General features: G+C 71.9%; 22 protein-coding genes, 1 tRNA gene and 2 pseudogenes. 6 read left to right on the top strand and 19 right to left on the bottom strand.

Going from position 1 to position 24101, the window contains the following annotated elements; translation table 11 throughout:
* Window positions 1-20 precede the first annotated feature (20 nt).
* Window positions 21-728 carry an ester cyclase gene (locus ACFYOH_RS01295; protein WP_388619720.1) on the top strand — a complete coding sequence of 236 codons (708 nt, stop codon included), beginning with the start codon at window positions 21-23 and terminating at the stop codon, window positions 726-728.
* Window positions 729-953: 225 nt separating this feature from the next.
* Here the strand turns inward: ACFYOH_RS01295 and groL are convergent, their stop codons facing one another.
* From groL to ACFYOH_RS01275, 4 genes are all read right to left on the bottom strand, one after another.
* Window positions 954-2579, bottom strand: coding sequence for a chaperonin GroEL (gene groL, locus ACFYOH_RS01290; RefSeq protein WP_388619717.1), 1626 nt, complete (start codon window positions 2577-2579; stop codon window positions 954-956).
* Between the two features lie 124 nt (window positions 2580-2703).
* Window positions 2704-3012: a co-chaperone GroES gene (groES, locus tag ACFYOH_RS01285; protein ID WP_039652762.1), complete on the bottom strand. Its 309-nt coding sequence runs from the start codon at window positions 3010-3012 to the stop codon at window positions 2704-2706.
* Window positions 3013-3353: 341 nt separating this feature from the next.
* A complete protein-coding gene (locus tag ACFYOH_RS01280; protein WP_388619714.1) occupies window positions 3354-4154 on the bottom strand; it encodes a polysaccharide deacetylase family protein in 801 nt (266 codons plus the stop codon).
* Between the two features lie 59 nt (window positions 4155-4213).
* Window positions 4214-5161, bottom strand: a complete 948-nt coding sequence (locus ACFYOH_RS01275; RefSeq protein WP_388619711.1) for a polysaccharide deacetylase family protein — start codon at window positions 5159-5161, stop codon at window positions 4214-4216.
* A gap of 90 nt (window positions 5162-5251) precedes the next feature.
* On the opposite strand from ACFYOH_RS01275, the gene ACFYOH_RS01270 reads away from it, so the two are divergent.
* Window positions 5252-6439 carry a methyltransferase domain-containing protein gene (locus ACFYOH_RS01270; protein ID WP_388619707.1) on the top strand — a complete coding sequence of 396 codons (1188 nt, stop codon included), beginning with the start codon at window positions 5252-5254 and terminating at the stop codon, window positions 6437-6439.
* On the opposite strand, the gene ACFYOH_RS01265 is transcribed toward ACFYOH_RS01270, so the two are convergent.
* The 5 genes from ACFYOH_RS01265 to ACFYOH_RS01245 form a co-directional block, all read right to left on the bottom strand.
* Window positions 6423-8423: a cell wall-binding repeat-containing protein gene (locus tag ACFYOH_RS01265; RefSeq protein ID WP_388619704.1), complete on the bottom strand. Its 2001-nt coding sequence runs from the start codon at window positions 8421-8423 to the stop codon at window positions 6423-6425. The two genes, ACFYOH_RS01270 and ACFYOH_RS01265, sit on opposite strands and share 17 nt — an antisense overlap.
* Before the next feature lie 90 nt (window positions 8424-8513).
* Window positions 8514-9788 (bottom strand): RNA polymerase sigma factor, encoded by a 1275-nt coding sequence (locus tag ACFYOH_RS01260; RefSeq protein WP_388619701.1) that lies wholly within the window; start codon window positions 9786-9788, stop codon window positions 8514-8516.
* Window positions 9789-9830: 42 nt separating this feature from the next.
* The gene (locus ACFYOH_RS01255; RefSeq protein WP_388619698.1) at window positions 9831-10187 is read right to left on the bottom strand and encodes a YciI family protein; all 357 of its coding nucleotides are present in this window, start codon (window positions 10185-10187) and stop codon (window positions 9831-9833) included.
* Between the two features lie 149 nt (window positions 10188-10336).
* Window positions 10337-11380 carry an LCP family protein gene (locus ACFYOH_RS01250; RefSeq protein ID WP_388619694.1) on the bottom strand — a complete coding sequence of 348 codons (1044 nt, stop codon included), beginning with the start codon at window positions 11378-11380 and terminating at the stop codon, window positions 10337-10339.
* A gap of 190 nt (window positions 11381-11570) precedes the next feature.
* A complete protein-coding gene (locus ACFYOH_RS01245; RefSeq protein ID WP_388619691.1) occupies window positions 11571-12602 on the bottom strand; it encodes a LacI family DNA-binding transcriptional regulator in 1032 nt (343 codons plus the stop codon).
* A 107-nt stretch (window positions 12603-12709) separates the two neighbouring features.
* Between ACFYOH_RS01245 and ACFYOH_RS01240 the strand changes: the two are divergent.
* From ACFYOH_RS01240 to ACFYOH_RS01230, 3 genes and pseudogenes are all read left to right on the top strand, one after another.
* Window positions 12710-13418, top strand: a pseudogene (locus ACFYOH_RS01240) (glycoside hydrolase family 3 N-terminal domain-containing protein); the annotation flags it as partial.
* Window positions 13399-13452, top strand: a pseudogene (locus ACFYOH_RS01235) (hypothetical protein); the annotation flags it as partial. The pseudogenes ACFYOH_RS01240 and ACFYOH_RS01235, both read left to right, overlap by 20 nt.
* A 363-nt stretch (window positions 13453-13815) precedes the next feature.
* On the top strand, window positions 13816-14685 hold the full coding sequence (locus ACFYOH_RS01230) for a hypothetical protein (protein ID WP_388619689.1): 870 nt from the start codon (window positions 13816-13818) through the stop codon (window positions 14683-14685).
* Window positions 14686-14725: 40 nt separating this feature from the next.
* Here ACFYOH_RS01230 and ACFYOH_RS01225 read toward each other — a convergent pair.
* The 5 genes from ACFYOH_RS01225 to tsaB form a co-directional block, all read right to left on the bottom strand.
* Window positions 14726-14798, bottom strand: a tRNA-Gly gene (locus ACFYOH_RS01225).
* 88 nt (window positions 14799-14886) lie between these two features.
* Window positions 14887-15144: a hypothetical protein gene (locus ACFYOH_RS01220; protein ID WP_388619686.1), complete on the bottom strand. Its 258-nt coding sequence runs from the start codon at window positions 15142-15144 to the stop codon at window positions 14887-14889.
* A complete protein-coding gene (tsaD, locus tag ACFYOH_RS01215; RefSeq protein WP_388619683.1) occupies window positions 15141-16238 on the bottom strand; it encodes a tRNA (adenosine(37)-N6)-threonylcarbamoyltransferase complex transferase subunit TsaD in 1098 nt (365 codons plus the stop codon). Before tsaD ends, ACFYOH_RS01220 begins: the two co-directional genes overlap by 4 nt.
* Window positions 16231-16716, bottom strand: coding sequence for a ribosomal protein S18-alanine N-acetyltransferase (rimI, locus tag ACFYOH_RS01210; protein ID WP_388621025.1), 486 nt, complete (start codon window positions 16714-16716; stop codon window positions 16231-16233). The genes tsaD and rimI overlap by 8 nt, the downstream gene beginning before the upstream one ends.
* Before the next feature lie 17 nt (window positions 16717-16733).
* Window positions 16734-17390 (bottom strand): tRNA (adenosine(37)-N6)-threonylcarbamoyltransferase complex dimerization subunit type 1 TsaB, encoded by a 657-nt coding sequence (tsaB, locus tag ACFYOH_RS01205; RefSeq protein WP_388619681.1) that lies wholly within the window; start codon window positions 17388-17390, stop codon window positions 16734-16736.
* A gap of 125 nt (window positions 17391-17515) precedes the next feature.
* On the opposite strand from tsaB, the gene ACFYOH_RS01200 reads away from it, so the two are divergent.
* Window positions 17516-18067 (top strand): hypothetical protein, encoded by a 552-nt coding sequence (locus ACFYOH_RS01200; RefSeq protein WP_388619679.1) that lies wholly within the window; start codon window positions 17516-17518, stop codon window positions 18065-18067.
* A gap of 303 nt (window positions 18068-18370) precedes the next feature.
* On the opposite strand, the gene tsaE is transcribed toward ACFYOH_RS01200, so the two are convergent.
* The 5 genes from tsaE to ACFYOH_RS01175 all read right to left on the bottom strand — a co-directional run bounded on the left by tsaE (window position 18371) and on the right by ACFYOH_RS01175 (window position 24073).
* Entirely contained in the window at window positions 18371-18883 is a 513-nt protein-coding gene (gene tsaE / locus ACFYOH_RS01195) for a tRNA (adenosine(37)-N6)-threonylcarbamoyltransferase complex ATPase subunit type 1 TsaE (RefSeq protein WP_388619676.1), read from the bottom strand.
* Window positions 18849-20108, bottom strand: coding sequence for an alpha/beta fold hydrolase (locus ACFYOH_RS01190; protein ID WP_388621023.1), 1260 nt, complete (start codon window positions 20106-20108; stop codon window positions 18849-18851). The genes tsaE and ACFYOH_RS01190 overlap by 35 nt, the downstream gene beginning before the upstream one ends.
* 208 nt (window positions 20109-20316) lie before the next feature.
* Window positions 20317-21480: an alanine racemase gene (gene alr / locus ACFYOH_RS01185; RefSeq protein ID WP_388619673.1), complete on the bottom strand. Its 1164-nt coding sequence runs from the start codon at window positions 21478-21480 to the stop codon at window positions 20317-20319.
* 61 nt (window positions 21481-21541) lie between these two features.
* Window positions 21542-22462: a L,D-transpeptidase family protein gene (locus ACFYOH_RS01180; RefSeq protein WP_388619671.1), complete on the bottom strand. Its 921-nt coding sequence runs from the start codon at window positions 22460-22462 to the stop codon at window positions 21542-21544.
* 177 nt (window positions 22463-22639) lie between these two features.
* Window positions 22640-24073 (bottom strand): NAD(P)H-hydrate dehydratase, encoded by a 1434-nt coding sequence (locus ACFYOH_RS01175; RefSeq protein WP_388619668.1) that lies wholly within the window; start codon window positions 24071-24073, stop codon window positions 22640-22642.
* Between the last annotated feature and the right edge of the window lie 28 nt (window positions 24074-24101).

Here is a 24101-nt window from a genome sequence, read left to right as displayed (position 1 = left end):
GGGAGCCGGGAGGCGGCGTCATGACCTTCGTACAGCTCATCGAGTGCAGGACAAGCCGGCTGGACGAGATGAACCGGCTCATGGACGACTGGGTCGCGCAGACCAAGGGGAAACGGACGGCGACGCACGCGCTGGTCGGGAAGGACCGTTCGGACGCGTCGCACATCGTCGAAGTGGTGGAGTTCCCGTCGTACGAGGACGCGATGCGGAACTCGAAGCTGCCGGAGACCGACAAGATCTTCCAGGGGATGGTCGCCCTGTGCGACGAGGTGCCGACGTTCATCGATCTGGACGTCGTACGGGACGAGCGGCTGGCCGAGGACACGGTACGGCGGTTCTACGCGGCGCTGCAGTCCTCCGGCGAACTACCGCCGCTCAACGACCTGCTGGACGAGGACATCCACAGCCACGATCCGGTGAACCCGCAGGACACCATCGGGCTGGACAACGCCCGCAGCGAATTCCGGATGTGGCGCGGGGGCTTCGACTTCACGTTCACGGTCGAGGACGTGTTCACCCAGGGCGACCGGGCCTGCGCCCGGTGGACCTGGAACGCCACGCACAACGGCGACTTCCTCGGCATCCCGCCCACCGGCAGGCAGGTCACCATGACCGGGATGACACTGTTCCGCCTCACGGACGACGGCAAGATCGCCGAGATGTGGTGGCAGCACGACCAGCTGGGGCTGATGCAACAGCTGGGGGCACTGGACGAGTTGGAGCAATAGAAGGCACCCACCCAGATGCCCCGACTGTCCACGTGACCGAGCCGCGCGCCGACGACGCGACGGAGCAACGTCGACCGCCCCTCGCCCCGCCTCAGCTCCTCGGCGATGCTCGCCGTGTCTCCAGCAGCGGGCATTCGCCAGTCCGTCTCGATCCCCGCCTCCGGGGCAAACGCACGGTGCCCAGCCCCCCGTAGGGAACTGGGCACCGTCGGCTCAGCGCAGCGCTCAGTGGGCGTGGCCGTGGCCGTGGCCCGCGGCGGCCGGCTCTTCCTCTTCCTTCTTCTCGACGACCAGGGTCTCGGTCGTGAGCAGCAGGGAGGCGATGGAGGCGGCGTTCTCCAGGGCGGAGCGGGTGACCTTGACCGGGTCGATGACGCCGGCCTTGATCAGGTCGCCGTACTCGCCGGTGGCGGCGTTGTAGCCCTGACCCTTCTCCAGGTCCTTGACCTTGGAGACGATGACGTAGCCCTCCTGGCCGGCGTTCTCGCCGATCCAGCGCAGCGGCTCGACCACGGCGTTGCGGACGACCGCGACACCGGTGGCCTCGTCGCCGGCCTTGCCGAGGTTGCCCTCGAGGACCTTGGCGGCGTGCACCAGAGCGGAGCCACCACCGGAGACGATGCCCTCCTCGACCGCGGCGCGGGTCGCGGAGATGGCGTCCTCCAGACGGTGCTTCTTCTCCTTCAGCTCCACCTCGGTGGCGGCGCCGACCTTGATCACGCACACGCCGCCGGCCAGCTTGGCGAGGCGCTCCTGGAGCTTCTCACGGTCCCAGTCGGAGTCGGTGTTCTCGATCTCGGCCTTGATCTGGGCGACGCGGCCGTGGACGTCCTCGGACTTGCCGGCGCCGTCGACGATCGTGGTGTCGTCCTTGGTGACGGTGACGCGGCGGGCGGAGCCCAGCACGTCCAGGCCGACCTGGTCGAGCTTGAGGCCGACCTCCTCGGAGATGACGGTGGCGCCGGTGAGGATCGCCATGTCCTGCAGCATCGCCTTGCGGCGGTCACCGAAGCCGGGGGCCTTCACCGCGACGGCGTTGAAGGTGCCGCGGATCTTGTTGACGACCAGGGTCGACAGGGCCTCGCCCTCGACGTCCTCGGCGATGATCAGCAGCGGCTTGGAGGCGCCGGCCTGGATGACCTTCTCCAGCAGCGGCAGCAGGTCCTGGATGGAGCTGATCTTGCCCTGGTTGATGAGGATGTACGGGTCGTCGAGGACGGCCTCCATGCGCTCCTGGTCCGTCACGAAGTACGGCGACAGGTAGCCCTTGTCGAAGGCCATGCCCTCGGTGAAGTCCAGCTCCAGACCGAAGGTGTTGGACTCCTCGACGGTGATGACACCGTCCTTGCCGACCTTGTCCATCGCCTCGGCGATGAGCTCGCCGACCTGCTGGTCCTGGGCGGACAGCGCGGCGACGGCGGCGATGTCGGACTTCTCGTCGATCGGGCGGGCCGAAGCGAGCAGGTCCTCGGAGACGGCGGCGACGGCCGCGTCGATGCCCTTCTTCAGGGCGGCCGGGGAGGCGCCGGCGGCAACGTTCTTCAGACCCTCGCGCACCAGCGCCTGGGCCAGCACGGTGGCGGTGGTGGTGCCGTCACCAGCGATGTCGTTGGTCTTGGTCGCCACCTCCTTCACCAGCTGCGCGCCGAGGTTCTCGTACGGGTCCTCGATCTCGATCTCACGGGCGATCGTGACACCGTCGTTGGTGATGGTGGGGGCGCCGAACTTCTTGTCGATGACGACGTTGCGGCCCTTCGGGCCGATCGTCACCTTCACCGTGTCGGCCAGCTTGTTGACGCCGCGCTCGAGGGCGCGACGGGCGTCCTCGTCGAACTTCAGGATCTTCGCCATGACAGCGGGAGCCCTCTCGGAAATCTGTGGGTGAAAGACGAACTGCGCCCCGGGCGCCCGGCTTCGTTATCGGTCGCGGGGGCCAGGGGCGCAGCTCAAAAGCAATGGATTGCTTAGAGGTGGACTACTTCTCGATGATCGCGAGCACGTCGCGAGCCGAGAGGACGAGGTACTCCTCGCCGTTGTACTTCACCTCGGTGCCGCCGTACTTGCTGTACAGGACGACGTCGCCGACCTTGACGTCGAGCGGAAGGCGCTCGCCGTTCTCGAACCGGCCCGGGCCCACCGCGAGGACGGCGCCCTCCTGGGGCTTCTCCTTCGCGGTGTCCGGGATGACCAGGCCAGAGGCCGTGGTCTGCTCGGCGTCCAGCGGCTGGACCACGATGCGGTCCTCGAGCGGCTTGATGGCAACCTTGGAGCTGGCGGTCGTCACGATCCGACCTCCCCCTTCGGAGATCTCACGGGGTTAACTGTCTGAGGTGGCGACCAGGTCGATCCGTCGTCGCGGGTGCCGGACCTGCCCGTCGCTTTGTTGGCACTCTCACCTGCGGAGTGCCAGAGCCGAGACTATGACCGGGGTTAGCACTCGGTCAAGCGGAGTGCCAATGCCGTGCGGCGCGTCGGCCGGATCTTTGTCAGCGCCGGGGTTGTTCGGTGGGCCGGTGTTGTCCTGCCGTCCTGGGGGCTGCCGCCCCCAGACCCCCGCTGTCGGGCCTGCCTGGCGGCCCTCGTTCTCAAACGCCGGACGGGCTGATTGATGCCGGCCGACGCCGATCAGTCCAGGTAGTCCTCCAGCCGCCCCACCGTCAGCCCCCTCTGCTGCACCCTGCGCAGCACCCGCGCCGTGCGCTCCCGCAGGCTCGGCCCCGTCGTCTCGTCCGGGCCGACCAGGATGATGTCGCCGGGGCGCAGGTGGTGTTCGCCGTGGATGTAGACGAGGTCGGTCGGGGTCATCGCGGCGCGCCACAGGACGACCGTGGAGATGCCGCAGCCGGCCGCCGCACGCAGGGTGGTGGTGTCGTACGCGCCGTACGGCGGGCGGAACAGGCGGGGGCGCAGGCCGAGGCGGGATCTGAGCCGGTCCTGCTGGCCGCAGATCTCGGCGCGCTGTCCGGCGTACGGCAGTCCGGCGAGCGCGCGGTGGTCGAGGGTGTGGTTCTGGATGCCGGCGCCGAGCCGGTGCAGACGGGCGAAGTGGCCGTAGGCGGGGCCGGCGATGCTGTCGGTGAGGAACATGCTGACCGGCAGTCGCAGTTCGCGGACCATGTCGACGAAGCGGGGGTCCTTCTCGGCGCCGTCGTCGTAGGTGAGGAACACGACCCGGTCGTGGGTGGGGACGTGGTCCACGACGCCGGGCAGGGCGCGGCCCCCGCGCTGCGGGGTGAGGACGAGGGCGCGGGCGGCGGGCCGCGGCGGGCGGGCGAGGGGCTCGGTCAGGCCCCAGCGGCGGTAGGTCTGGTCGGGGCCCGGCCCGGGCGGGTGCACTCCTTCGGCGGCTTTCTTGCCGAGGCGTTCGATGGGGTCGACGGACTGGGCGCAGCCGGTGAGGAGGAGGGCCGCGGCGAGGAGCGCCACGGCGTACCGGCCCGGGCGGCACCGCCGGGGGCCCGCTCCCCGGTACCCCGCCCCCGGCCTCACAGGTAGTCCTCCAGGCGGGCCACGGCGTAGCCCTCGCGGGTGACCTTGTTCAGGAAGCGGCGCATGTCGTCGACCATCGTGCCGTTCCAGTCGGAGCGGCCGCGGAAGTGGGTGAGGACGATGTCGCCGCGGCGCATCTTCTGGTCGTCCTCGCGGTACTCCCAGTGGTCGACGTAGACCTCCTCGTTCCAGATCGGCGCGTATCTGATGCCGCAGGCCTTGGCGGCGCGCAGGGTGTCCTGGTTGTAGTTGCCGTAAGGGGGCCGGAAGACCGTCGGGCGGCTGCCGAACCGCTTCTTCATGATGTCCTGCATGCCGCAGATCTCGGCCTTCTGCTCCTCGTAGGACAGACCTGGCAGATAGCGGTGGTGCAGGGTGTGGTTGTCGAGGGTGTGGCCGTAGGACTGCATCCTGCGGAAGTAGCCGTAGTCGTCCTTGATCAGGTAGTCGCTGAGGAAGGCGGTGTACGGGACCTTCAGCTCCTGCATCATCCGCAGGAAGCCGGGGTCCTTCTCGGAGCCGTCGTCGATGGTGAGGAAGACGATCTTCTGCCTGGTGGGGATCGTGGTGAAGACCGGGGGCAGGTCCCAGTCGTCCTGGTGGCTCACCTCGAAACCGGCCCGCGCGGTGATCTCCGGTTTCGTCCTGGGCGGCGGCGGTGGCGTCAGCGGGGCCTCCGCCAGCCCCCAGCGTCTGGCCGCCGCGACCAGGCGGGCGTGTTCGACGGCCTGGCGGGCCTGGGGGCTCAGGGCCTGTGCGGGGCCGCCCCGGCCGGACGCGGGGCGGGTCACGCCGGGGCCGGCCTGGCTGGACGGGGGGCGGGTCGTGTGGGGCCCGGCACAGCTGGACAGAACGGCGGAACAGGCCAGCGCGGCGGCTCCGCAGCCGAGGAGCAGACATCCACGGCGAGCCCGGTTCTTATCGTTTTGTACGACAGCGCGCATGACGCCGGATCCTCCCAGGACGGCGCCCGGAGCCCGGGCCGACACCGCCGCCGGAGGCGCACGATCCATCGACTGGCCCACAATGACCCGGTGAACGACCTCGCTCTTCTCCTCACCCCCGAAGGCCGTGCGCTCCTCGACGAGGTCCGCGACACCGCCCCGGCCGACGAACTCGCCGTCGCCACCCGGCTGCGCCGCGAGCACCCCGCCGAGCTGGTGTCGGCCGCGCTCGGCCAGGCCCGGCTGCGGCAGCGGGCGGCGGCGAAGTTCGGTGCGGCGGACGCGGGGCGGATGTTCTTCACGCCGAACGGGGTCGAGCAGTCGACGCGGGCGGGTGTCGCCGCCTACCGGGCCGAGCGGTTCACGAAGCTCGGCGTGACCTCGGTCGCCGACCTGTGCTGCGGGATCGGCGGGGACGCGATCGCGTTCGCCCGGGCGGGGATCCGGGTGCTGGCCGTGGACCGGGATCCGGTGACCGCCGCCGTGGCGCGGGCGAACGCGGAGGCGCTGGGGCTGGCCGAGCTGATCGAGGTCCGCGAGGCGGACGTCACCGAGGTGGACACGGGCGGCTACGACGCCGTGTTCGTCGACCCCGCACGGCGGGGCGGGCGCGGAAGGATCTTCGACCCGGAGGCCTACTCCCCGCCCCTGTCCTGGGCGATCGGGGCCGCCCGCACCGCACCCCGCGCGGCGCTGAAGGTGGCGCCCGGCATTCCGCACGAGGCGGTGCCCGCCGACGCCGAGGCCGAGTGGATCTCGGACGGCGGGGACGTCAAGGAGGCGGTGGTGTGGTTCGGCACCGAGCCGGGCGCGGTGCGCGCCACCCTGCTGCCCGGCCCGCGCACGCTGGTCGGCAAGGGGCTGCCCGACCCGGAGGTCCGGCCGGTGGGGCGCTATCTGTACGAGCCCGACGGCGCCGTCATCCGCGCCCATCTGGTCGCCGAGGTGGCCGAACACCTGGACGGCGGGCTGATCGACCCCACCATCGCCTATGTCACCGCCGACGAACTGCGCCCCACGGAGTACGCCTCCGCCTACCAGATCAGCGACCAACTTCCGTTCAATGTCAAGAAGTTGAAGGCTCTGCTGCGCGAGCGCGAGGTCGGCACGCTGACCGTGAAGAAGCGCGGGTCGGCCGTCGAGCCGGAGGAACTGCGCAGAAAGGTCAAGCCGCAGGGGCCGAACGCGGCGACGGTGTTCCTCACTCGGGTCGCGGGGGCGCCGACCATGCTGGTCGGGGCCCCCGCGACACCGCCCGCGGCTACTGCGCTGCCGTAGCGCGCAGCGCGCCGAGGTCGGGCGAGACCGTGGCCGCCCGCTGCGGGGTGGCCGGTGAACTCGTCGCCGGCTCCAGGCCGTTGTAGTACGGCGTGTACGTCCACTGGCTGCTGCTCGCGCTGATCGCGGTGCCCGCGGAGTTCAGCGCCGCGGTGGACACCGAGCCGGTGCCGCCGAAGGCCGCCACGCCGTTGATGTTCGCGGCGCCCTTGACCAGGTAGGACTTGGTGTCGGCGGACAGCGGGTCGACGGACGTCCACAGCAGCGGGCCGAAGACGTTCATCGCCGCGGCGGCCGTCGTGCCATCGCGCCAGCTGCCGGTGGAGACGAGGGCCGCGTTGCTGGGGCCGGACCACCAGAACCGGGCGAGCGCGGCGGCGGTGCCCTCGTGGGTGCTCGCCGTGACCGGGTAGTAGGTGTACGTCGACGGCCAGTTGGCGAAGGACGTGTGCGTGAGCGCGTACTTCGCCGAGGCGCCGACCGGGATCATGTAGGTTTTCCGCGGGTCCAGGCCGTTGAGGTACGACTTCACGGACGAGGTCAGCGAGTTGTCGTCGTTGAGCACGACGACCGCCTTGCTGCTCGTGCCGTCCGCGCCGGCGGCCGCCGCGGCGGCGAGCGCCGAGTGGTAGTCGGTGCCGGTGGCGATGAAGACGTAGTCCGGGGCGCTGGTGACCGACTTGGCGACCGCGACCGACGTCGAGTAGCGGGAGGTGCCCGCCAGCCGCTTCGGCGTGAAGCCGAGCGAGCTGACCTTGGAGGCGACGCCGCTGCCCAGGATCGAGGTGCCGCCGATCAGATAGACGCTCGCGCCCGGCTTGAGGATCCGCTTGAGCTCGGTCTGCACCGACGAGTCCAGCGCACTTCCGGAGGTCATCAGGACCGGGCCGTGCTTCTTGCCCGCGAGGGCGGGCGCGGTCAGCGCGTACGCCTGGCTGTCCTTGGAGACCAGGACAGCGGAGGAGGCGTTCATCAGGCCCGGCTCGCTCTTGCCGAGGGTGTTCCAGGTCCAGCGGGATCCGGCGATGTTGGTGCCCTGGACATCGGCGCCCCAGACCCGGCCGAGCGCGTTCTTGCGCAGCGGCTGCCAGGCGAGGTCCGACTTGGTGGTGGTCGGCGAGTCGTAGAGGACCTTGGTGGTGCCCGTGGACAGGTCGAGGACCTGGTCCTGGTGATCGCCGGAGGCCGTGGTCAGCTCGTACGCCAGCCGGGTGCCGTCGGGCGACCAGGCGGGCCGCGCGATGGTGCCGGTCTCCTCGGGCGCCCGTGAAGTGACCGTGCCGGTGGCCACGTCGACCGTGTACAGCTTGCCGCCGACGGTGTAGGCGACCATGGTGCCGTCCGGGGAGATGGCCGGGGCGTTCGCCTTTCCGGTGACCAGCTGCCTGAGGCCGCCGGTCGCGCCGTCGTACAGCCACACGGCGCCGTAGCGGGTGTCGCCGCCGCACGTGCTGCCCGAGCGGATGAACGCCAGCTTGCCGCCGACGGCGCCGCTGGGCTGGCTGTCGCAGCCCTCCTGCGCGGTGGCGAACAGGTGCCGCTGGATGCGGCTGCCGTCGGACGGCGCGACCCGCAGCCGCCCGCTGAGAGTGAAGACGACCTGGCTGCCGCCCCACAGGAAGGTCGGGTCGTCGGCGAGGATCGAGTTGGTCGTGTTGACCGGAAGCTCCACCGGCCCCGCGAAGTCGTGACCGACGACGTTGACGCGGCCGGTCGACTGGTTGACGTACGCCATGCGGCTGCCGTCGGGCGACCAGGCGGGCTTCATGGCGTTCTTCACCCGGACCACGGGCGCGGTGCCGTCCTCGTACAGCTGCGAGACGGTGCCGTCCAGGTCCGCGGTCAGGATGCCGTCGGTCGCGGTCCAGCCGGAGGCGCCGGCCGACGCGCCCGGGGCCAGCGCCACGCCGGTGCCGGCGGCCAGGGCCGTGGCGACGGAGAGCGCGACGGCCCGGCGCCGCGCGGAGGATCTGAGATACGACAAAGGGTGTACCCCCCACAGGTAGCGGTTGATACTGCCCAGCCTGCGGAAGGTGACACGCAGGTTGCGTGGCAGCCGCGCAACTGTAAACCCTCAATGATCAGTAAGGGAATGCGCTTTCGCGAGCAACAGCTGCCGCTCGCGTTCGTTGCGGGTGAGGGCCGCCGCCCGCTCGAACTCCGTCCGGGCCTCCGCCGTACGGCCGAGGCGGGCCAGCAGGTCACCGCGGACGCTGGGCAGCAGGTGGTAGTCGCGCAGGGCGGGTTCGGCGGTCAGGGCGTCCACCAGTTTCAGGCCCTCGGCCGGGCCGTCGGCCATCGACACGGCGACCGCGCGGTTCAGCTCGACCACCGGGGACGGGGCGCGGGCGGCCAGCAGGCCGTACAGGGTGGCGATGGCACGCCAGTCGGTCTCCTCGTAGTGGTAGGCGTGCGCGTGGCACGCAGCGATGGCCGCCTGGAGGGCGTACGGCCCCGGGGCCCCGGTGGAGGTGGCGCCGGCCCGGTCCAGGGCGCGGATGCCACGGGCGATGAGCATGCGGTTCCAGCGGCGGCGGTTCTGATCCTTGAGCAGGACGGGTGCGCCGTCGGGGCCGGTACGGGCGGCCGTGCGGGACGCCTGGAACTCCAGCAGCGCGGTCAGCCCGTGCACCTCCGGCTCCTTGGGCATCAGTGCGGACAGCACGCGGGCCAGGCGCAGCGCGTCCTCACACAGGCCAGGGCGGAGCAGGTCGTCACCGGCGGTGGCCGCGTACCCCTCGTTGAAGATCAGGTAGATGACGTCCAGGACGGAGCCGAGGCGGGCCTCGCGGTCGGGGCCGTAGGGCACCTCGAAGGCGACGTTCCTCTTCGCCAGGGTGCGCTTGGCGCGGACGATGCGCTGGGCGATCGTCGGCTCCGGGACGAGGTAGGCGCGGGCGATCTCGGCCGTGCTCAGGCCGCCGAGCAGGCGCAGGGTGAGCGCGATGCGGGCCTCCGGCGACAGCACCGGGTGGCAGGCGGTGAAGACGAGCCGGAGCAGGTCGTCGTCGATGTCGTCCGGGTCGCCAGGAACCTCCGGTGGGGCCGTCGTCTCCAGGTCCCGGCCGATCTCGGCGAGCTTGCGGGCGTAGGTCTCGCGGCGCCGGATCAGGTCGACCGCGCGGTGCCGGGCGGTCGCCATGAGCCAGGCGCCGGGGTTGTCGGGCACACCGTCGCGGGGCCATTGCTCCAGGGCGGCGACCAGCGCGTCCTGTGCCAGTTCCTCGGCGATGCCGACGTCCCGGACGATCCGGGCGACACCGGCGATGACGCGGGGCGACTCCAGACGGAAGACGGTCTCGATGGCATGGACGGTGCCGGGCTGTGCCGGGGTGGGCTGTGGTTCCACAGCCCACCATGCAACACCGCCGTACGACACGACGCCAGGCACTCAGCCCTCGGCGATCTCCCGCACCTCACAGGTCACGGTCCAGAAGTCCTCGTGGACCTGCAGGAAGCGCTTGGTCCACTCCAGGGCCTCGGCCTTGTCCTTGCACTGCATGATCGCGTAGCCGCCGACGGCCTCCTTGGTCTCGGTGAACGGCCCGTCGGTGACGGAGATCTTGCCGCCCTCCCAGCGCACCCGGGTGCCCTGGGTGGACGGGGTGAGCCCGGCGGTGTCGAGCATGACGCCGGCCTTGGTGACCTCCTCGATCAGCTCGCCCATCCGCTGCATCAGCTCGGGGCTGGGGCCCTCGGCGGGGGCGGCGGACTCGTCGATGCGCACGAGCGACAGATAGCGGGGCATGGTGGCTCCTTCGGTCGGGCGGCGGGGCCTGTCCCCGCCGCTCACCCCTGCGTCGAACGGCAGACACCCGGATCGACACACTCCCCGAAGATTTTTCCGGCGGATTTCTCCGCTCTTCCTTCTCGGCTCTTCGTCGGGGCCGTACCGGCTCAGCGCAGGGACGCCCACAGCCTGGTCGCCGCCGGCTCGTTCGCGATCACCCGGTTGTGGTCGGAGGGGGCGGTGACGACCGGCATCATCACCGTCTTCACATGGCCGGCGGTCAGGCCCTTGAGGCTCTGGCCGAGCCGCGTCAGCTCGCCCAGGGAGTCCAGGCCGGTGTCCGTGGTGAGGCTCGCGGTCACCGCGTCGGCGACCCGGTACAGCTTGGCCGGGTCGGTGAGCAGGTTCGTGGCGGCCATCTGCTCCAACAGGGCCTTGACCAGCATCTGCTGCAGCCCTATGCGGCCGAGGTCGCTGCCGTCGCCTATGCCGTGCCGGGTGCGGGCGAGCGCGAGGGCCTGCTTGCCGTCGAGGTGGTGGGAGCCGGCCTTCAGGTGCAGATGGCTCTGGTCGTCGTCGATGTTCTGCGTGGTGGTCACGTCGACCCCGCCGAGCGCGTCGACCAGCTTGGCGAAGCCGGAGAAGTCGATCTCGATGTAGTGGTCCATGCGGACTTTCGTGATCGACTCGACGGTCTTCACCGCGCACACCGGCCCGCCCACCGCGTAGGCGCTGTTGAACATCGCACCGTAGGCCGCCGCCGTCGAGCCGCCGGAGGCGAGCGGACAGGACGGGCGGGTGACGAGGGTGTCGCGCGGGATGCTGACCACGGTGGCCCTCGTACGGCCCGCGTCGAGGTGCACGACCATCGCCGTGTCCGAGCGGGCGCCGGAGCTGTCGCCGCCGCCGAGCTCCTGGTTGGCCTTGCCGCTGCGCGAGTCCGAGCCGAGGACCAGGATGTTCAGTGAGCCGGTCGGCAGCGGGGCGGCGGCGGTCGCCGGGGCGATCACCGCCTTCGCCGGGCGGTCGTCGCCGAGCGCGCTGTTGATGTCGACGCTCTTGATGTTGTGGCTGAGATGCCAATACGCATAGCCGGCCGCGGCCGTGCCCAGCACCAGGAATCCCGTCAGAGTGAGGCCGACGGCCTTCAGCGCTCCCCGCCGTCGGCCCACTCGTCTGCCCGCGTCGCCTTGCTCCTCTTGTCGCGTCACGGGCAGGAACGTAAGTCCGAATTATTAGGGGACTGTTAGCGGAAGCTGCGAGAACCCGTTTTCTTGGGAAATTCCCATCCCAACGCCACCGTTGGAACATTCGAAAGTTTCGGTCGAATAGCCGACCGGCTTCGGAGGAGGTGGGGGTGCCCACCCCACCCGTCAATACGTCACCTTCCGACCAACGGCGTCACACGGCCACGGGCGCCGCCGTACTGCTGCGGACGACGAGGCTGGTCGCCAGCTCCACCCGGGTCGCCGCCCGCTCCTCCGGCGCGCGCCCCAGCTCCAGCACCAGCCGGGCGGCGGCCTCGGCCATCTCGGTCAGCGGCTGCCGTACGGTGGTCAGCGGCGGGCCGACCCAGCGGGCCACCGGCAGATCGTCGAAGCCGACCACGCTGAGGTCCTCCGGGATGCGCAGGCCCAGCTCACGGGCGGCCTCGTACAGGCCGAGCGCCTGCAGGTCGTTGCCCGCGAACACGGCCGTCGGCCGGTCGGGGCGGCGCAGCAGCTGCAGGCCCAGGCGGTAGCCGGCGTCGTGGTGGAAGTCGCCGGCCACGATCAGCGAGGGGTCGACGGGCAGGCCGGCCGTCTCCAGGGCGGCGCGGTAGCCGTCGACGCGGGCCCGGCTGCACATCATCCTCGACGGGCCGCTGATCGCGCCGATCCGGGTGTGGCCGAGCTCGACCAGATGGCGGGTGGCGGCGAGCCCGCCCTGCCAGTTGGTGGCGCCGATGGACGGCACGTCCGGGCCCGGGTCGCCCGCCGGGTCCATCACCACGAACGGGATGGACCGACTGGCCAGCAGCGCCCGCTGGGACTCGTCGAGCCCGGACAGCACCAGCACCACCCCGTGCGGGCGGCGCGCGGCGACCTGGTCGGCCCAGGTGCGGCCCGGGGTGAGCCGGCCGGCCGACTCGGACAGCACGACGCTCAGCCCGGCGTCCCGGGCCACGTTCTCCACACCCCGGATCACCTCCAGCGCCCAGGCGCTCTCCAGCTCGTGGAAGACCAGGTCGATGAGCGGGGAGCGGGACGCCTCGGCGCGGCGGCGCCGGTAGCCGTGGGCGCGCAGCAGTTCCTCGACCCGGGTGCGGGTCGCCGGGGCGACATCGGCGCGGCCGTTGAGCACCTTCGAAACAGTCGGAGCCGACACCCCTGCCTCACGGGCGATCTCGGCGAGGGTCGCCGTCTGCGTTTCTGTGGGCTTCGAAGGCTTCATGCCCGCGATCGTATCGCCGCGGGCCCGCTTGACGAAGGCCTGTGCGCGCCATAGATTCCCGGAACATTCGACGTCACTTTCGAAACATTCGGGACCATTCGTGAGCGATGACCCTGGAGGAGAGGGCCGCCCAGCTGTACGGCGTGTGGTGGGCGCCGCCACGGACGGCGACGGAGTCGCCCCCCTGCAGCGCGAGATGACCGCCGACTTCGACTGGGACGGGCTGATCGCCCACGGCCTCGGCCAGCTGACCCGCTCCTTCGGCACCGCCCCCGTGGACCCGGCGCTCGGTGCGCAGGCCCTGGCCCGCGCCCAGCGCCGGATCGCCGCCGCCGGCCGCTTCGGCATCCCGGCCGTCGCCCACGAGGAGTGCCTGGCCGGTTTCACGGCCTGGCGTGCCACGGCGTATCCGGTGCCGCTCGCCTGGGGCGCGGCCTTCGACCCGGCGCTGGTGGCGGAGATGGGCCGGCGCATCGGCCAGGACCTGCGCGCCTGCGGCGTCCACCAGGGCCTCGCCCCCGTCCTGGACGTGGTCCGCGACCCCCGCTGGGGGCGGGTCGAGGAGACGATCGGCGAGGATCCGTACCTGGTCGGCACGATCGGCACGGCCCATGAGCGGGGCCTGGAGTCGGCCGGGGTCGTCGCCACGCTCAAACACTTCGCCGGGTACGCGTCCTCGGCGGGAGCCCGCAATCTGGCACCGGTGCGGGCGGGCGTCCGGGAGTTCGCGGACATCACCCTGCCCCCTTCGAGATATCTGCACGACCCGGTGGCGAGCGTGACCCGGCCCGACGTACGGCTGATCGGGTACCGGCGGGTGGAGCTGCCGCCGGGCGCGTCCACCGGCTGACCTTCCGCTTCCATGCCGACCTGTCCTCGTTCACGGACCGCACGGGGGCACGGGTGGTGGAGCCGGGCGCGCTGGAGCTGCGGCTGGCCGCGTCGAGCACGGACGTACGGCACCGGGTGCGGCTGCGGCTGACGGGGCCGGTCCGGGAGGTAGGGCCCGAGCGGCGACTTCGCTGCGATGTGGCGGTGTCGCGGGGAACTGATTGAACCTCTGGGGCCGGGTGGAACGTATGAAGTCACGGCGGAAGCACAGCGAACGCGCTTTCGCAAGACCTCTGACACGGGCGTTCAGGATGCATTCAGGTTGCCCCTGACAGGGTCGTTGATCACCTGACACCCCCTCACAGGAGCAACCTTGACGCCCATGACGACCACGAAATCCGTCATGAAGAAACTGCCCGAGGTCACCCTCGCGTTCTGGATCATGAAGATCGCGGCGACGACCCTGGGCGAGACCGCGGGCGACCTGTTCGCCCAGACGCTCAAGCTCGGCTACTTCCTCACCACCATCGCCCTGTTCCTGGTCTTCGTGGTGACGCTGGTGGTCCAGCTGCGCTCCCGGCGCTACAACCCGTTCTTCTACTGGACCGTGATCCTGTCGACCTCCATGGCCGGCACCACCATGTCCGACTTCATGAACCGGGACGCCAGCGAGAAGTACCTCTCGAACGGCGCGACGAAGCTGGGCTGGGGCCCGCAGGGGCTGGGCCTCGGCTACCCGGAGGGCGCCGCGATCCTGATCTCGGTCCTGCTGCTGATCTTCCTCGGCTGGAAGCTGAGCGGGATGACCTTCCAGATCACCGAGATCGTCACCTTCCGGGGCGAGGCGCTGTTCTGGTCGGCGATCCTGGTCTCCAACACCCTCGGCACCTCGATGGGCGACTTCCTGTCCGACAGCTCGGGCCTGGGCTATCTGGGCGGCGCGTCCCTGGTGACCGGCGTGCTGCTCGTCCTGGTCGCCCTGATGAAGGTCCCCGCCGTGCCGAACGTCCTGCTGTTCTGGATCGCGTTCGTGCTGACCCGCCCGCTCGGCGCCACGGCCGGCGACCTGCTGACCAAGCCGGTCGCCAAGGGCGGCCTCGACCTCGGTACGGCCGGTTCCTCGGCGGTGCTGCTCGCCGTGCTGTTCGGCCTGATGGGGTACGCGCACTTGAAGGAACGGCGGGCCACGGCCGCGGAGTTCGCGGGCCCCGAGGCGGAAGCGGTCGAGCCGCAGGAGGCCGGGCGCCGATAACGCGAAACCCCGCCCCGGGAGTCCCGGGACGGGGTTCGACTGGAGCGCCGGGCAGGCCTTGCACCTGCATCTCCCCGCAGGAAGCGGGGCGTCTTTCCTTGGACCACCAACGCACTGCGTCCGGGCCGTTCTTCCGGCCGTTCGCTGTGTGATGATCATAGCGCAGGGCGGGGGGACCTTGGCAACTCAGCCCTCGGCGACTCAGACCTCGGTCACCGACTCGAACCGCCACCGGTGCACCGGCCGCGTCACCCACTCGGGGTCGGGCTCCGGCAGTTCGGGGATCCCGGCGTCGTACGGCGCGTCCCACCAGGTGATGACCAGCACCCGGTCCTCGGGGGCGCGGAAGGTCTCCCGGCGCAACGGCTCGGGGGCCAGCTGCTGTTGCCGTACCCAGGCCAGCAGTTCCTCACCCCGGCCCGCGACGGCCCGGGCCTCCCACATCAGCGCGACGGTCACGAGTACAGGTTCTCCTTGCTGACCTCGTGCACATGGTCGTGGTTGCCCGGGACATGCGCCTCGGTGACCGGCAGCGAGGAGTCGGCCGACAGGTCCAGGCTGGAGGTGGCCCGGCCCCGCGCGACCATCTCGGCGCCGAGCGCGGCGACCATCGCGCCGTTGTCCGTGCACAGCTTGGGGCGGGGCACGCGCAGCCGGATGCCGGCCTTCTCGCAGCGCTCCTGGGCGAGGGCGCGCAGCCGGGAGTTGGCCGCGACACCGCCGCCGATCATCAGGTGGTCGACGCCCTCGTCCTTGCAGGCGCGGACGGCCTTGCGGGTCAGGACGTCGACGACGGCCTCCTGGAAGGAGGCGGCCACATCGCGGATCGGTACCTCCTCACCGGCCGCGCGCCTGGCCTCGATCCAGCGGGCCACGGCCGTCTTCAGACCGGAGAAGGAGAAGTCGTACGCCGGGTCGCGCGGGCCGGTCAGCCCGCGCGGGAAGGCGATCGCCTCCGGGTCGCCCTCGCGCGCGTACCGGTCGATGACCGGGCCGCCCGGGAAGCCCAGGTTCAGCACCCGGGCGATCTTGTCGAAGGCCTCGCCGGCCGCGTCGTCGATGGTCGCGCCCATCGGGCGGACGTCGGAGGTGATGTCCTCCGACAGCAGCAGGGAGGAGTGGCCGCCGGAGACCAGCAGGGCCATGGTCGGCTCGGGCAGCGGACCGTGCTCCAGCTGGTCGACGCAGATGTGCGAGGCGAGGTGGTTGACGCCGTACAGGGGCTTGCCGAGGGCGTAGGCGTACGCCTTGGCCGCCGAGACGCCGACGAGCAGGGCGCCCGCGAGGCCGGGCCCCGCGGTCACGGCGATGCCGTCGAGGTCCCTGGCGGAGACGCCGGCCTGCTTCAGGGCGCGGTCGATGGTCGGGACCATCGCCTCCAGGTGCGCCCGGGACGCCACCTCGGGCACGACTCCGCCGAAGCGGGCGTGCTCGTCGACGCTGGAGGCGACGGCGTCCGCCAGCAGGGTGGTGCCGCGGACGATGCCGACGCCGGTCTCGTCGCAGGAGGTCTCGATGCCGAGTACGAGAGGCTCGTCGCGTGAGTCAGTCATTGCTCTCGGTTTCCTGTACTGGTGGACGTACTGATGAAGAGGGATCGCTCAGGCGCATCACCAGGGCGTCCACGTTGCCCGGCTGGTAGTAGCCGCGGCGGAAGCCGATCGGCTCGAAGCCGAAGCGCTCGTAGAGCTTCTGCGCGCGGACGTTGTCGACCCGGCATTCGAGCATCACCTCGTGGCACTCGAAGGCGGTGGCCGCACGCAGCAGCTCGGTCAGCAGCCGGGCACCGAGGCCGGTGCCCTGCTGGTCGCGGGCGACGGCGATGGTCTGGATGTCGCCCTGGTCACCGGCGGCGACCAGTCCGGCGTAACCGACGATACGGCCGCCGGTCTCGGCCACGAGATAGCGCCGGGTCGCCTCGGCACCCCGGGCGTGGGCCAGCTCGGACCAGAACATGCCCCGGGACCAGGCGTCCTCGGGAAACAGGTCCTTCTCCAGCTCCAGGACCGGGTCGATGTCCCACCAGCGCATCTCGCGCAGTCGTACGGTCACTTCGGGGTGACCACCTTGTAGTTCTTGGGAACCTGGGCGTCCGGGCGGCGCAGGTACAGCGGCCGGGGTGCCGGCAGCTCCTCGCCGGCGGCCAGCTTCTCCACGGCGAGCGAGGCGAGGGCGGCGGCCGAGACGTGCTCGGGCTCGTGGGCGCTCGGGAACGTGTCCGGGTAGAGCAGCGCGCCCGCGCCGACCGCCGGGAGCCCGGCGACCTGCTCGGCGATGTCGCCGGGACGGTCCACGGCCGGTTCGGTCAGCCGGGTCCGCGAGTCGGCGTACGTCGCCCAGTAGACCTCCTTGCGCCGGGCGTCGGTCGCCACGACGAAGGGGCCCTTCTCCATGTCGGCGGCGTAGGCGAGGCCGTCCAGCGTGCACACGCCGTGGACGGGGACGCCGAGCGCCAGACCGAAGGTGTCGGCGGTCATGAGACCGACGCGCAGGCCGGTGTAGGGGCCGGGGCCGATGCCGACGACGACGCCGGTGACGGCGTCCAGCCTGAGCCCGGCCTCGGCGAGCACACGGTCCACGGCCGGCAGCAGCAGCTCTCCGTGCCGGCGCGCGTCCACCTGGCTCGACGAGGCGACGACGTCCGTGCCGTCGTGCAGCGCGACGGTGACGGCGGGTGTTGCGGTATCCAGAGCGAGCAAGAGCACGCGAACAGCCTACGGCGCCCGCGCCGCAAGCATCGCCGTCCTGGTCGTACGGTCACCGGCTGCTACGGTCTGTACGAAGTACGACATATCGCACGAGGCATATCGCAGGGCGGAGGTGGGCGCACGTGGCAGGCAGCAGCTCGGCGATCGTGGCCGGCCTCACCGCGGCGGCCGTCGGCGCCGTCGGCTTCCTCACCTACCAGGCCCAGGCGAACGCGCCGGCGAGCCTGAGCGGCAGGCCCGGGCCGAACGCGTCCCCCTCGGTGAGCGCGGGCAGGGTCACCCGGCACAGCACGACCGCGGTGCCGGGCGGGTCCGGCACGGGTGAACGGGTCGTGTACTCGCTGGACGACGACCGGGTCTGGCTGGTCGACGGCGGGAACCGGGTGGAGCGCACGTTCAAGGTCGACCCGGGCACGGTCGACCCGCTGCCCGGCTCCTACTGGGTCACGTCCCGGTCGAGCGCGACCAACGGCACGGACGGTGTCCCGGTCGAGCACGTGGTCCGGTTCACCAGCGTGGACGGGCTGACCATCGGGTTCAGCGCGGCGGTCGCTCCGCGGGCGGCCCGCGCCGAGCCGGGGGTGCGGACGGGCGGGATCCGGGAGACCCGGGCCGATGGGAACGCGATGTGGGCCTTCGCGACCATCGGGGTGCGGGTGGTGGTGATTCGCTAAGCCGCGTCGGGGTGCTCTGTGGGGACGCCGTTCGTCCGCGGCTCCGCCGTGGCCGGTCGCGCCCCTTCGGGGCGGTCCTCAGGGGCCCGGGGCGGACAGGAAACCGCCTTCGCCGCCTCGCACGATGCCAGGAGGTCGCGCATGGACACGATGGTGGGACCGGGCTCGGTCATGGGGCGCCTCCTGAAGTGCGGGGGCGGCGTAGTTAGGTACGCCTAACTACGGGCTGGATACCATGTGACCACGCCCGGGACGTCCTGCGCAACATGTTGCCGACGGCTTGTCGGAATCCTGGTACGGCGCTCAGGCCGCGAGTGTCTCCAGGCCCGCGTCCGCCCATCGCTCCCCCAGGCCCGTCAGGGCGACGTGCCGTACCTCGTCTGTTGTGTCGCCGACGGCGCGGTGGATGACGACCTGGAGCCGGTCCTCGGTCAGCTCCTCGACCTTGCCCTCGCCCCACTCCACGACGATCACCGAGTCGGGCAGGTTGACGTCGAGGTCCAGGTCCTCCATCTCGTCCAGGCCGCCGCCGAGCCGGTAGGCGTCCACGTGCACGAGCGGCGGGCCGTCGCCCAGGGAGGGATGCACCCGGGCGATCACGAAGGTCGGCGAGGTGACCGCGCCGCGCACGCCGAGCCCCTCGCCCAGCCCGCGGGTCAGCGTGGTCTTGCCCGCGCCCAGCTCACCGCTCAGCATCACCAGATCGCCGGCCCGCAGCAGCTTGGCCAGCCTGCGGCCCAGTTCTCGCATCTGCTCGGGCGAAGTGATCGTCAGCCGGGTCTCAGCGGGGTTCCGCGGTGCTGCTGGTGCTTCCATAGCCCATAACCGTAGCTCCTGCGGGCACCGCACCCGCGCGGGTGAGCAGATCGGCGAGGCGGTCGGTGACCACTTCGGGGTGTTCCAGCATCACCAGGTGCCCGGCGTCCGGGACGAGCACCAGCTCGGCGTCGGGCAGCAGGTCGGCTATGGCCTCGCTGTGCTCGCTGGGCGTGACCAGGTCCTGGACGCCGGCCAGGACCAGCACCGGCATGTCCCGGAAGGAGGCGAGCGCCTCGGTCTTGTCGTGGTCGGTGAAGGCCGGGTAGAACTCGGCGACCACGTCGATCGGCGTGGACTCGATCATCCGCTCCGCGAACCGCTCGACGGCCGGGTCGACGTCCCGTCCCCCGAACGAGTACCGCTTGATGATCCCGGCGAACAGCTCGGCGGTGGCCCGGCGCCCCTTCTCCACCAGCTCCGCCTGCTGCCCGAGCGCCTTCAGCACTCCGGGCAGGATCCGGCGCACCGCGTTGACGCCGGCGACCGGCAGCCCGAAGTTGACCTCACCGAGCCGCCCGGACGAGGTACCGACGAAGGCGGCGGCGACGACCCGCTCGCGGATCAGCTCCGGATGCTCGGAGGCGAGCGCCATCACGGTCATCCCGCCCATCGAATGGCCGACCAGCACGATCGGGCCCTCCGGTACGGCGGCGTCCAGGACGGCCTTCAGATCGCGGCCGAGCTGGTCGATGGTGAGCGGCACCCGGTCCCGGGTCTGGGCCACGCCCCGCCCGGAGCGGCCGTGGCTGCGCTGGTCCCAGTGCACGGTCCGGACGACCCCGCGCAGGGCCGCGCGCTGGAAGTGCCAGGAGTCCTGGCTGAGACAGTAGCCGTGGCAGAAGACCACGGTGACCGGGGCGGGGGCCTTACGGCCGAACAGCCGGCGCCGGCGCGGGGAGACGTGCGGACCCGGGTCGGGCTCGACCTCGTCGACCTCGTAGTACAGCTCGGTGCCGTCGTCCGCGGTCGCCTTGCCCGGGGTGCCGCGCAGGGTGCCGTAGGGGCCCGCGGAGTCCAGCGCCAGCCGGGCCTTCCTGCGCATCCCGCGGCCCACCGTCATCCGCTCGATGGCGACGCCGGCCGCCGCGCCAGCGGCCAGCACGCCTATCGCGGCACCGGCGATGCCGGTCGCCCTGCGCAAGCTTCCGGCCGCCCCCGCGGCGGAGGCGGCGGCCGCCGAGGCGACGACGTCCGCCACGGCCTCCGCACTGCTCTCGCTCACGTACCGCTCCTCTTCGCCGTACTGCAGTTCGCTCATGGGTGCGACCGATGGTGCCCCCGCTGCCGCCGTAACAGGTATGACCGGTGTTACACGTGATCCGGGTCGCGTCTCTCGAACGGGTTACCGGACTCCTTCCCCGTTCACATGTACGCCGTCACATGACGCGTGGCATGGACGCGTTGACACGGAGAGATTTACCCGGAGGCAATTACTCGGAGGCATTCACATAGACGCGCGGAACCCGGGTTCCGATCCGCGTGACGATCTCGTACGCGATCGTGCCGCAGGCCTGCGCCCAGTCCTCGGCGGTCGGCTCGCCCCGGTCGCCGGGCCCGAACAGCACGGCCTCGCTGCCCACCGCGGGCTCGTCGCCGCCGAGGTCCACCACGAACTGGTCCATGGCCACCCGGCCGGCGGCCGTGCGCCACTTGCCGTCGACCAGCACCGGGCCGGTGCCCGAGGCGTGCCGGGGGACGCCGTCGCCGTAGCCGAGGGGGATGAGGCCGAGGGTGGTCTCGCCGGGGGTGACGTAGTGGTGGCCGTAGCTGACGCCGTGCCCGCCCGGCACGTGCTTGACCAGCGCCAGCGAGGCGCTGAGCGTCATCACCGGGCGCAGCCCGAAGTCGGCCGGGGTGCCCAGCTCCGGGCTGGGCGAGATGCCGTACATGGCGATGCCGGGGCGGACGAGGTCGAAGTGGGTCTCGGGGAGGGTGAGCGTGGCCGGGGAGTTGGCGATGTGCCGCACCTCGGGGCGCACGCCCTGCTCCTCGGCGTACGCCAGCATCTCCCGGAAGCGGGCGAGCTGGGCGGCGATGGAGGGATGGCCGGGCTCGTCGGCGCAGGCGAAGTGGGACCACAGCCCGGTGACGCGGACGAGGCCGTCGGCCTCCGCGCGCAGGGCCTCACGGACCAGCTCGGCCCAGTCGTCCCCGGGCTGGCAGCCGTTGCGGCCGAGCCCGGTGTCGGCCTTGAGCTGCACGCGCGCGGTGCGCCCGGCCTCGCGGGCGGCCGCGACGGCCTCCCGCAGCGCCCACATGCCGCTCACCGACACGTCGATGTCGGCTTCGACCGCCTGCCGCCAGGGGCCGCCCGGCACCCACAGCCAGCACAGGATGCGGCCCGGCAGCCCGGCCGCGCGCAGCGCGAGGGCCTCCTCGGGCGTGGCCGTGCCGAGCCAGGTCGCACCCGCCGCGAGGGCCTCACGGGCGCACGGCAGCGCCCCGTGGCCGTAGGCGTCGGACTTGACGACGGCCATCAGGGCCGCGTTCGGCGTCCGGGCACGCAGAGCACGCACATTGGCCCGCAGGGCGCCCAGATCGATCTCGGCGCGGGCGCGCAGGGGGGCGGTCGGCACAGTCGCAGTCTCACTCATCGCGCCCCCAGTCTCTCAGAGGGCCGTTCGGGCCCCGGCCGCAGTCTCGGCCACCTGGCTCTCAGGTACCCGGCCGCCGCCCCCACACGTAGACGCGGTCGCCCTTCTTCAGCACGTTCCACAGGGTGCGCGCGTCGCCGAGCGTCAGATTGACGCAGCCGTAGGAGCCGACGGTGGTGTAGATGCTGCCGTAGACGGCGTGGAACGCCTCGCCGCCGTCGAAGAACTGGGCGTACGGCATGGGCTGGTTGTAGAGGGTGGACCAGTGGTTCTTGTGCCGCCAGTAGATGGCGTGCCAGCCCTTGCGGGTGACGTGCCCGTTGCGCCCGCTGCGCATGGGCACCGGCCCGAACACCACCTTGGAGCCCTTCTGCACCCAGGTGAGCTGACGGTCCAGATCGACGCAGGCGACCTTGTACGACCGGACGGGGCACTTCTTGGCGGCGTTCGGGTTCCTCCTCGCCGACACGAGCATCATGGTCGACCAGGTGACGGGTCCGGCGAACCCGCTGGCGGGCTTGATCTTGTACGCGATCTGGAACGCCCGGATGGCCTTGCAGTCGGCGGCGGACTGCTTCCCGTCGACCCTCAGCTTCAGCCACCGCTCGACCTGCCGCTGATAGGGCCCGGTCTGCCTGCTGCAGGTCACCTTGGCGACGGCGTCGGCGAGCGGCACGTACTCGATGAGGTCGTACGTCCCCGGCGCCGCGGCCTTGGGTTCCACGGCGTTCTCTCGTGTGGTGGGCGCGTACACCCTCGGCGGCAACGCCTGGTCGGGCGTGTCGATCTGCCATGCCTGCCCGGGCGGGGGCGCGACACCCGGGACGAGCTCGGGAGCGGGGGCCGGGGCGGGGGGCACGGGGGTGCCGGCCACGGGGATGCCGGCCGGTGGGGAGGCCACGGCGGTGCCGGCCACCGGGAGGGCGGTCGCGGTGGCGAGCAGCACCGCGACACCTCTGGACGCGATTCGTCTGCTGATCATGCGATCAGCCAAGCGCGGGGTTCCGCCGCATCGGGAGTGCCGCGCGGGAGGGTCACCCGGGGGGTGGACCTGAATACGGCGGCCGTCGGTCCCCAGCGGGTGGGCGCAGCCTGCACTGTGCCGACGCCGGTGAGCGGCCCCGCCCCCGGCCGGCCGCGGCGCCGGGCGCCCCGTCAGCTACAGCGCGTGCACGTCCCGCCAGGCCTCCGGGATCCGGTCGGAGACGTCATGTGCGCCCACCGGCGCCCCGTCCGCCGCGAACCGCCCGGCGAGGCCGTGGAGGTACGCCGCCGTGCTCCCCGCGTCCAGCGCCGAGAGCCCCGATGCCAGCAGCGACCCGGCGAGGCCCGACAACACGTCGCCGCTGCCCGCCGTGGCCAGCCAGGACGTCCCCGTGGCGTTCACCCGCACCGCCCCGCCCCCGGCGTCGGCGACCAGGGTCGTGGACCCCTTCAGCAGCACCGTCGCCCGGTACGCCGCCGCCAGCTCCCGCACCGCGGCCAGACGAGCCCCCTCGACCTCCTCCCGGCGCACGCCCAGCAGCGCGGCCGCCTCTCCGGCATGGGGTGTCATCAGGGTCGGCGCCGTACGCCCGCGCACCGCGTCCCGCTCGGCCAGCCGCAGCCCGTCCGCGTCGATCAGCACCGGCACATCCGCCGCGAGCACCTCGGTCACGGTCGCCGCGTCCTCCCCGGCCCCCGGCCCGACCACCCAGGCCTGTACGCGCCCCGCCTTCGCCGGCCCCTGGTCGGACACCAGCGTCTCCGGGAAGCGGGCGATGACCGCGTCCCCGGCCGGCCCGACGTACCGTACGGCCCCCGCCCCGCCCCGCAGCGCGCCGGAGACGGCGAGCACGGCGGCGCCCGGATAGCGCGCGGACCCGGCGGCGATCCCGACGACCCCGCGCCGGTACTTGTCGCTCTCCGCGGCCGGCACCGGCAACAGCCGTGCCACGTCGGCGTGTTGCAGGGCCCGGAGCTCGGGCCCGCCGGGCAGTTCGAGGCCGATGTCGACCAGCCGCACCACCCCGGCGTACTCCCGCCCCGGATCGATCAGCAGCCCCGGTTTGTACGTCCCGAAGGTCACCGTCAGATCGGCCCGGATCGCGGCCCCGCGCACCTCCCCGGTGTCCGCCTCGATCCCGCTCGGCAGGTCCACGGCCACCACCGCGGCCCGGGACCGCGCGGCGACCCCGGCCAGGGCCTCGGCCTCCGGCCGCAGGCCGCCCTTGCCGCCGATCCCGACGATCCCGTCCACGACGAGGTCGGCCCGCTCGATCAGCCCCTCGGCGGAACCGGCCGCGGCGACCGCGCCGCCCGCCCGCCGCAGCGCGGCCAACCCGCCGGTGTGCGCCCGTTCGGGCGTCAGGAGCACGGCCGTGACCCCGGCGCCGCGCCGGACCAGCCGGGCCCCCGCGTACAACGCGTCCCCGCCGTTGTCACCGCTGCCGACGAGCAGCACCACCCGGCTGCCGTACACCCGTCCGAGCAACTCGGCGCAGGCGGCGGCCAGCCCGGCGGCGGCCCGCTGCATCAGCGCACCCTCCGGCAGCCGCGCCATCAGCGCCCGTTCGGCCGCCCTTACCGTCTCCACGCTGTACGCACTCCGCATGGCACCGAGTCTGCCCCGGAACGGCCGT

It is taken from the genome of Streptomyces sp. NPDC007856, assembly GCF_042868225.1.
Lineage (GTDB): Bacteria > Actinomycetota > Actinomycetes > Streptomycetales > Streptomycetaceae > Streptomyces.
This window is presented reverse-complemented; position numbering and strand designations above follow the sequence as displayed.

Bases quoted from the DNA above. Each gene is read 5' to 3' on its own strand.
- ACFYOH_RS01295 (WP_388619720.1), top strand. From the start codon at position 21: ATGACCTTCGTACAGCTCATCGAGTGCAGGACAAGCCGGCTGGACGAG.
- groL (WP_388619717.1), bottom strand. From the start codon at position 2,579: ATGGCGAAGATCCTGAAGTTCGACGAGGACGCCCGTCGCGCCCTCGAG.
- ACFYOH_RS01275 (WP_388619711.1), bottom strand. From the start codon at position 5,161: ATGCGCGCTGTCGTACAAAACGATAAGAACCGGGCTCGCCGTGGATGT.
- ACFYOH_RS01255 (WP_388619698.1), bottom strand. From the start codon at position 10,187: ATGCCCCGCTATCTGTCGCTCGTGCGCATCGACGAGTCCGCCGCCCCC.
- ACFYOH_RS01245 (WP_388619691.1), bottom strand. From the start codon at position 12,602: ATGAAGCCTTCGAAGCCCACAGAAACGCAGACGGCGACCCTCGCCGAG.
- ACFYOH_RS01230 (WP_388619689.1), top strand. From the start codon at position 13,816: ATGACGACCACGAAATCCGTCATGAAGAAACTGCCCGAGGTCACCCTC.
- tsaD (WP_388619683.1), bottom strand. From the start codon at position 16,238: ATGACTGACTCACGCGACGAGCCTCTCGTACTCGGCATCGAGACCTCC.
- rimI (WP_388621025.1), bottom strand. From the start codon at position 16,716: ATGCGCTGGTGGGACATCGACCCGGTCCTGGAGCTGGAGAAGGACCTG.
- tsaE (WP_388619676.1), bottom strand. From the start codon at position 18,883: ATGGAAGCACCAGCAGCACCGCGGAACCCCGCTGAGACCCGGCTGACG.
- alr (WP_388619673.1), bottom strand. From the start codon at position 21,480: ATGAGTGAGACTGCGACTGTGCCGACCGCCCCCCTGCGCGCCCGCGCC.
- ACFYOH_RS01180 (WP_388619671.1), bottom strand. From the start codon at position 22,462: ATGATCAGCAGACGAATCGCGTCCAGAGGTGTCGCGGTGCTGCTCGCC.
- ACFYOH_RS01175 (WP_388619668.1), bottom strand. From the start codon at position 24,073: ATGCGGAGTGCGTACAGCGTGGAGACGGTAAGGGCGGCCGAACGGGCG.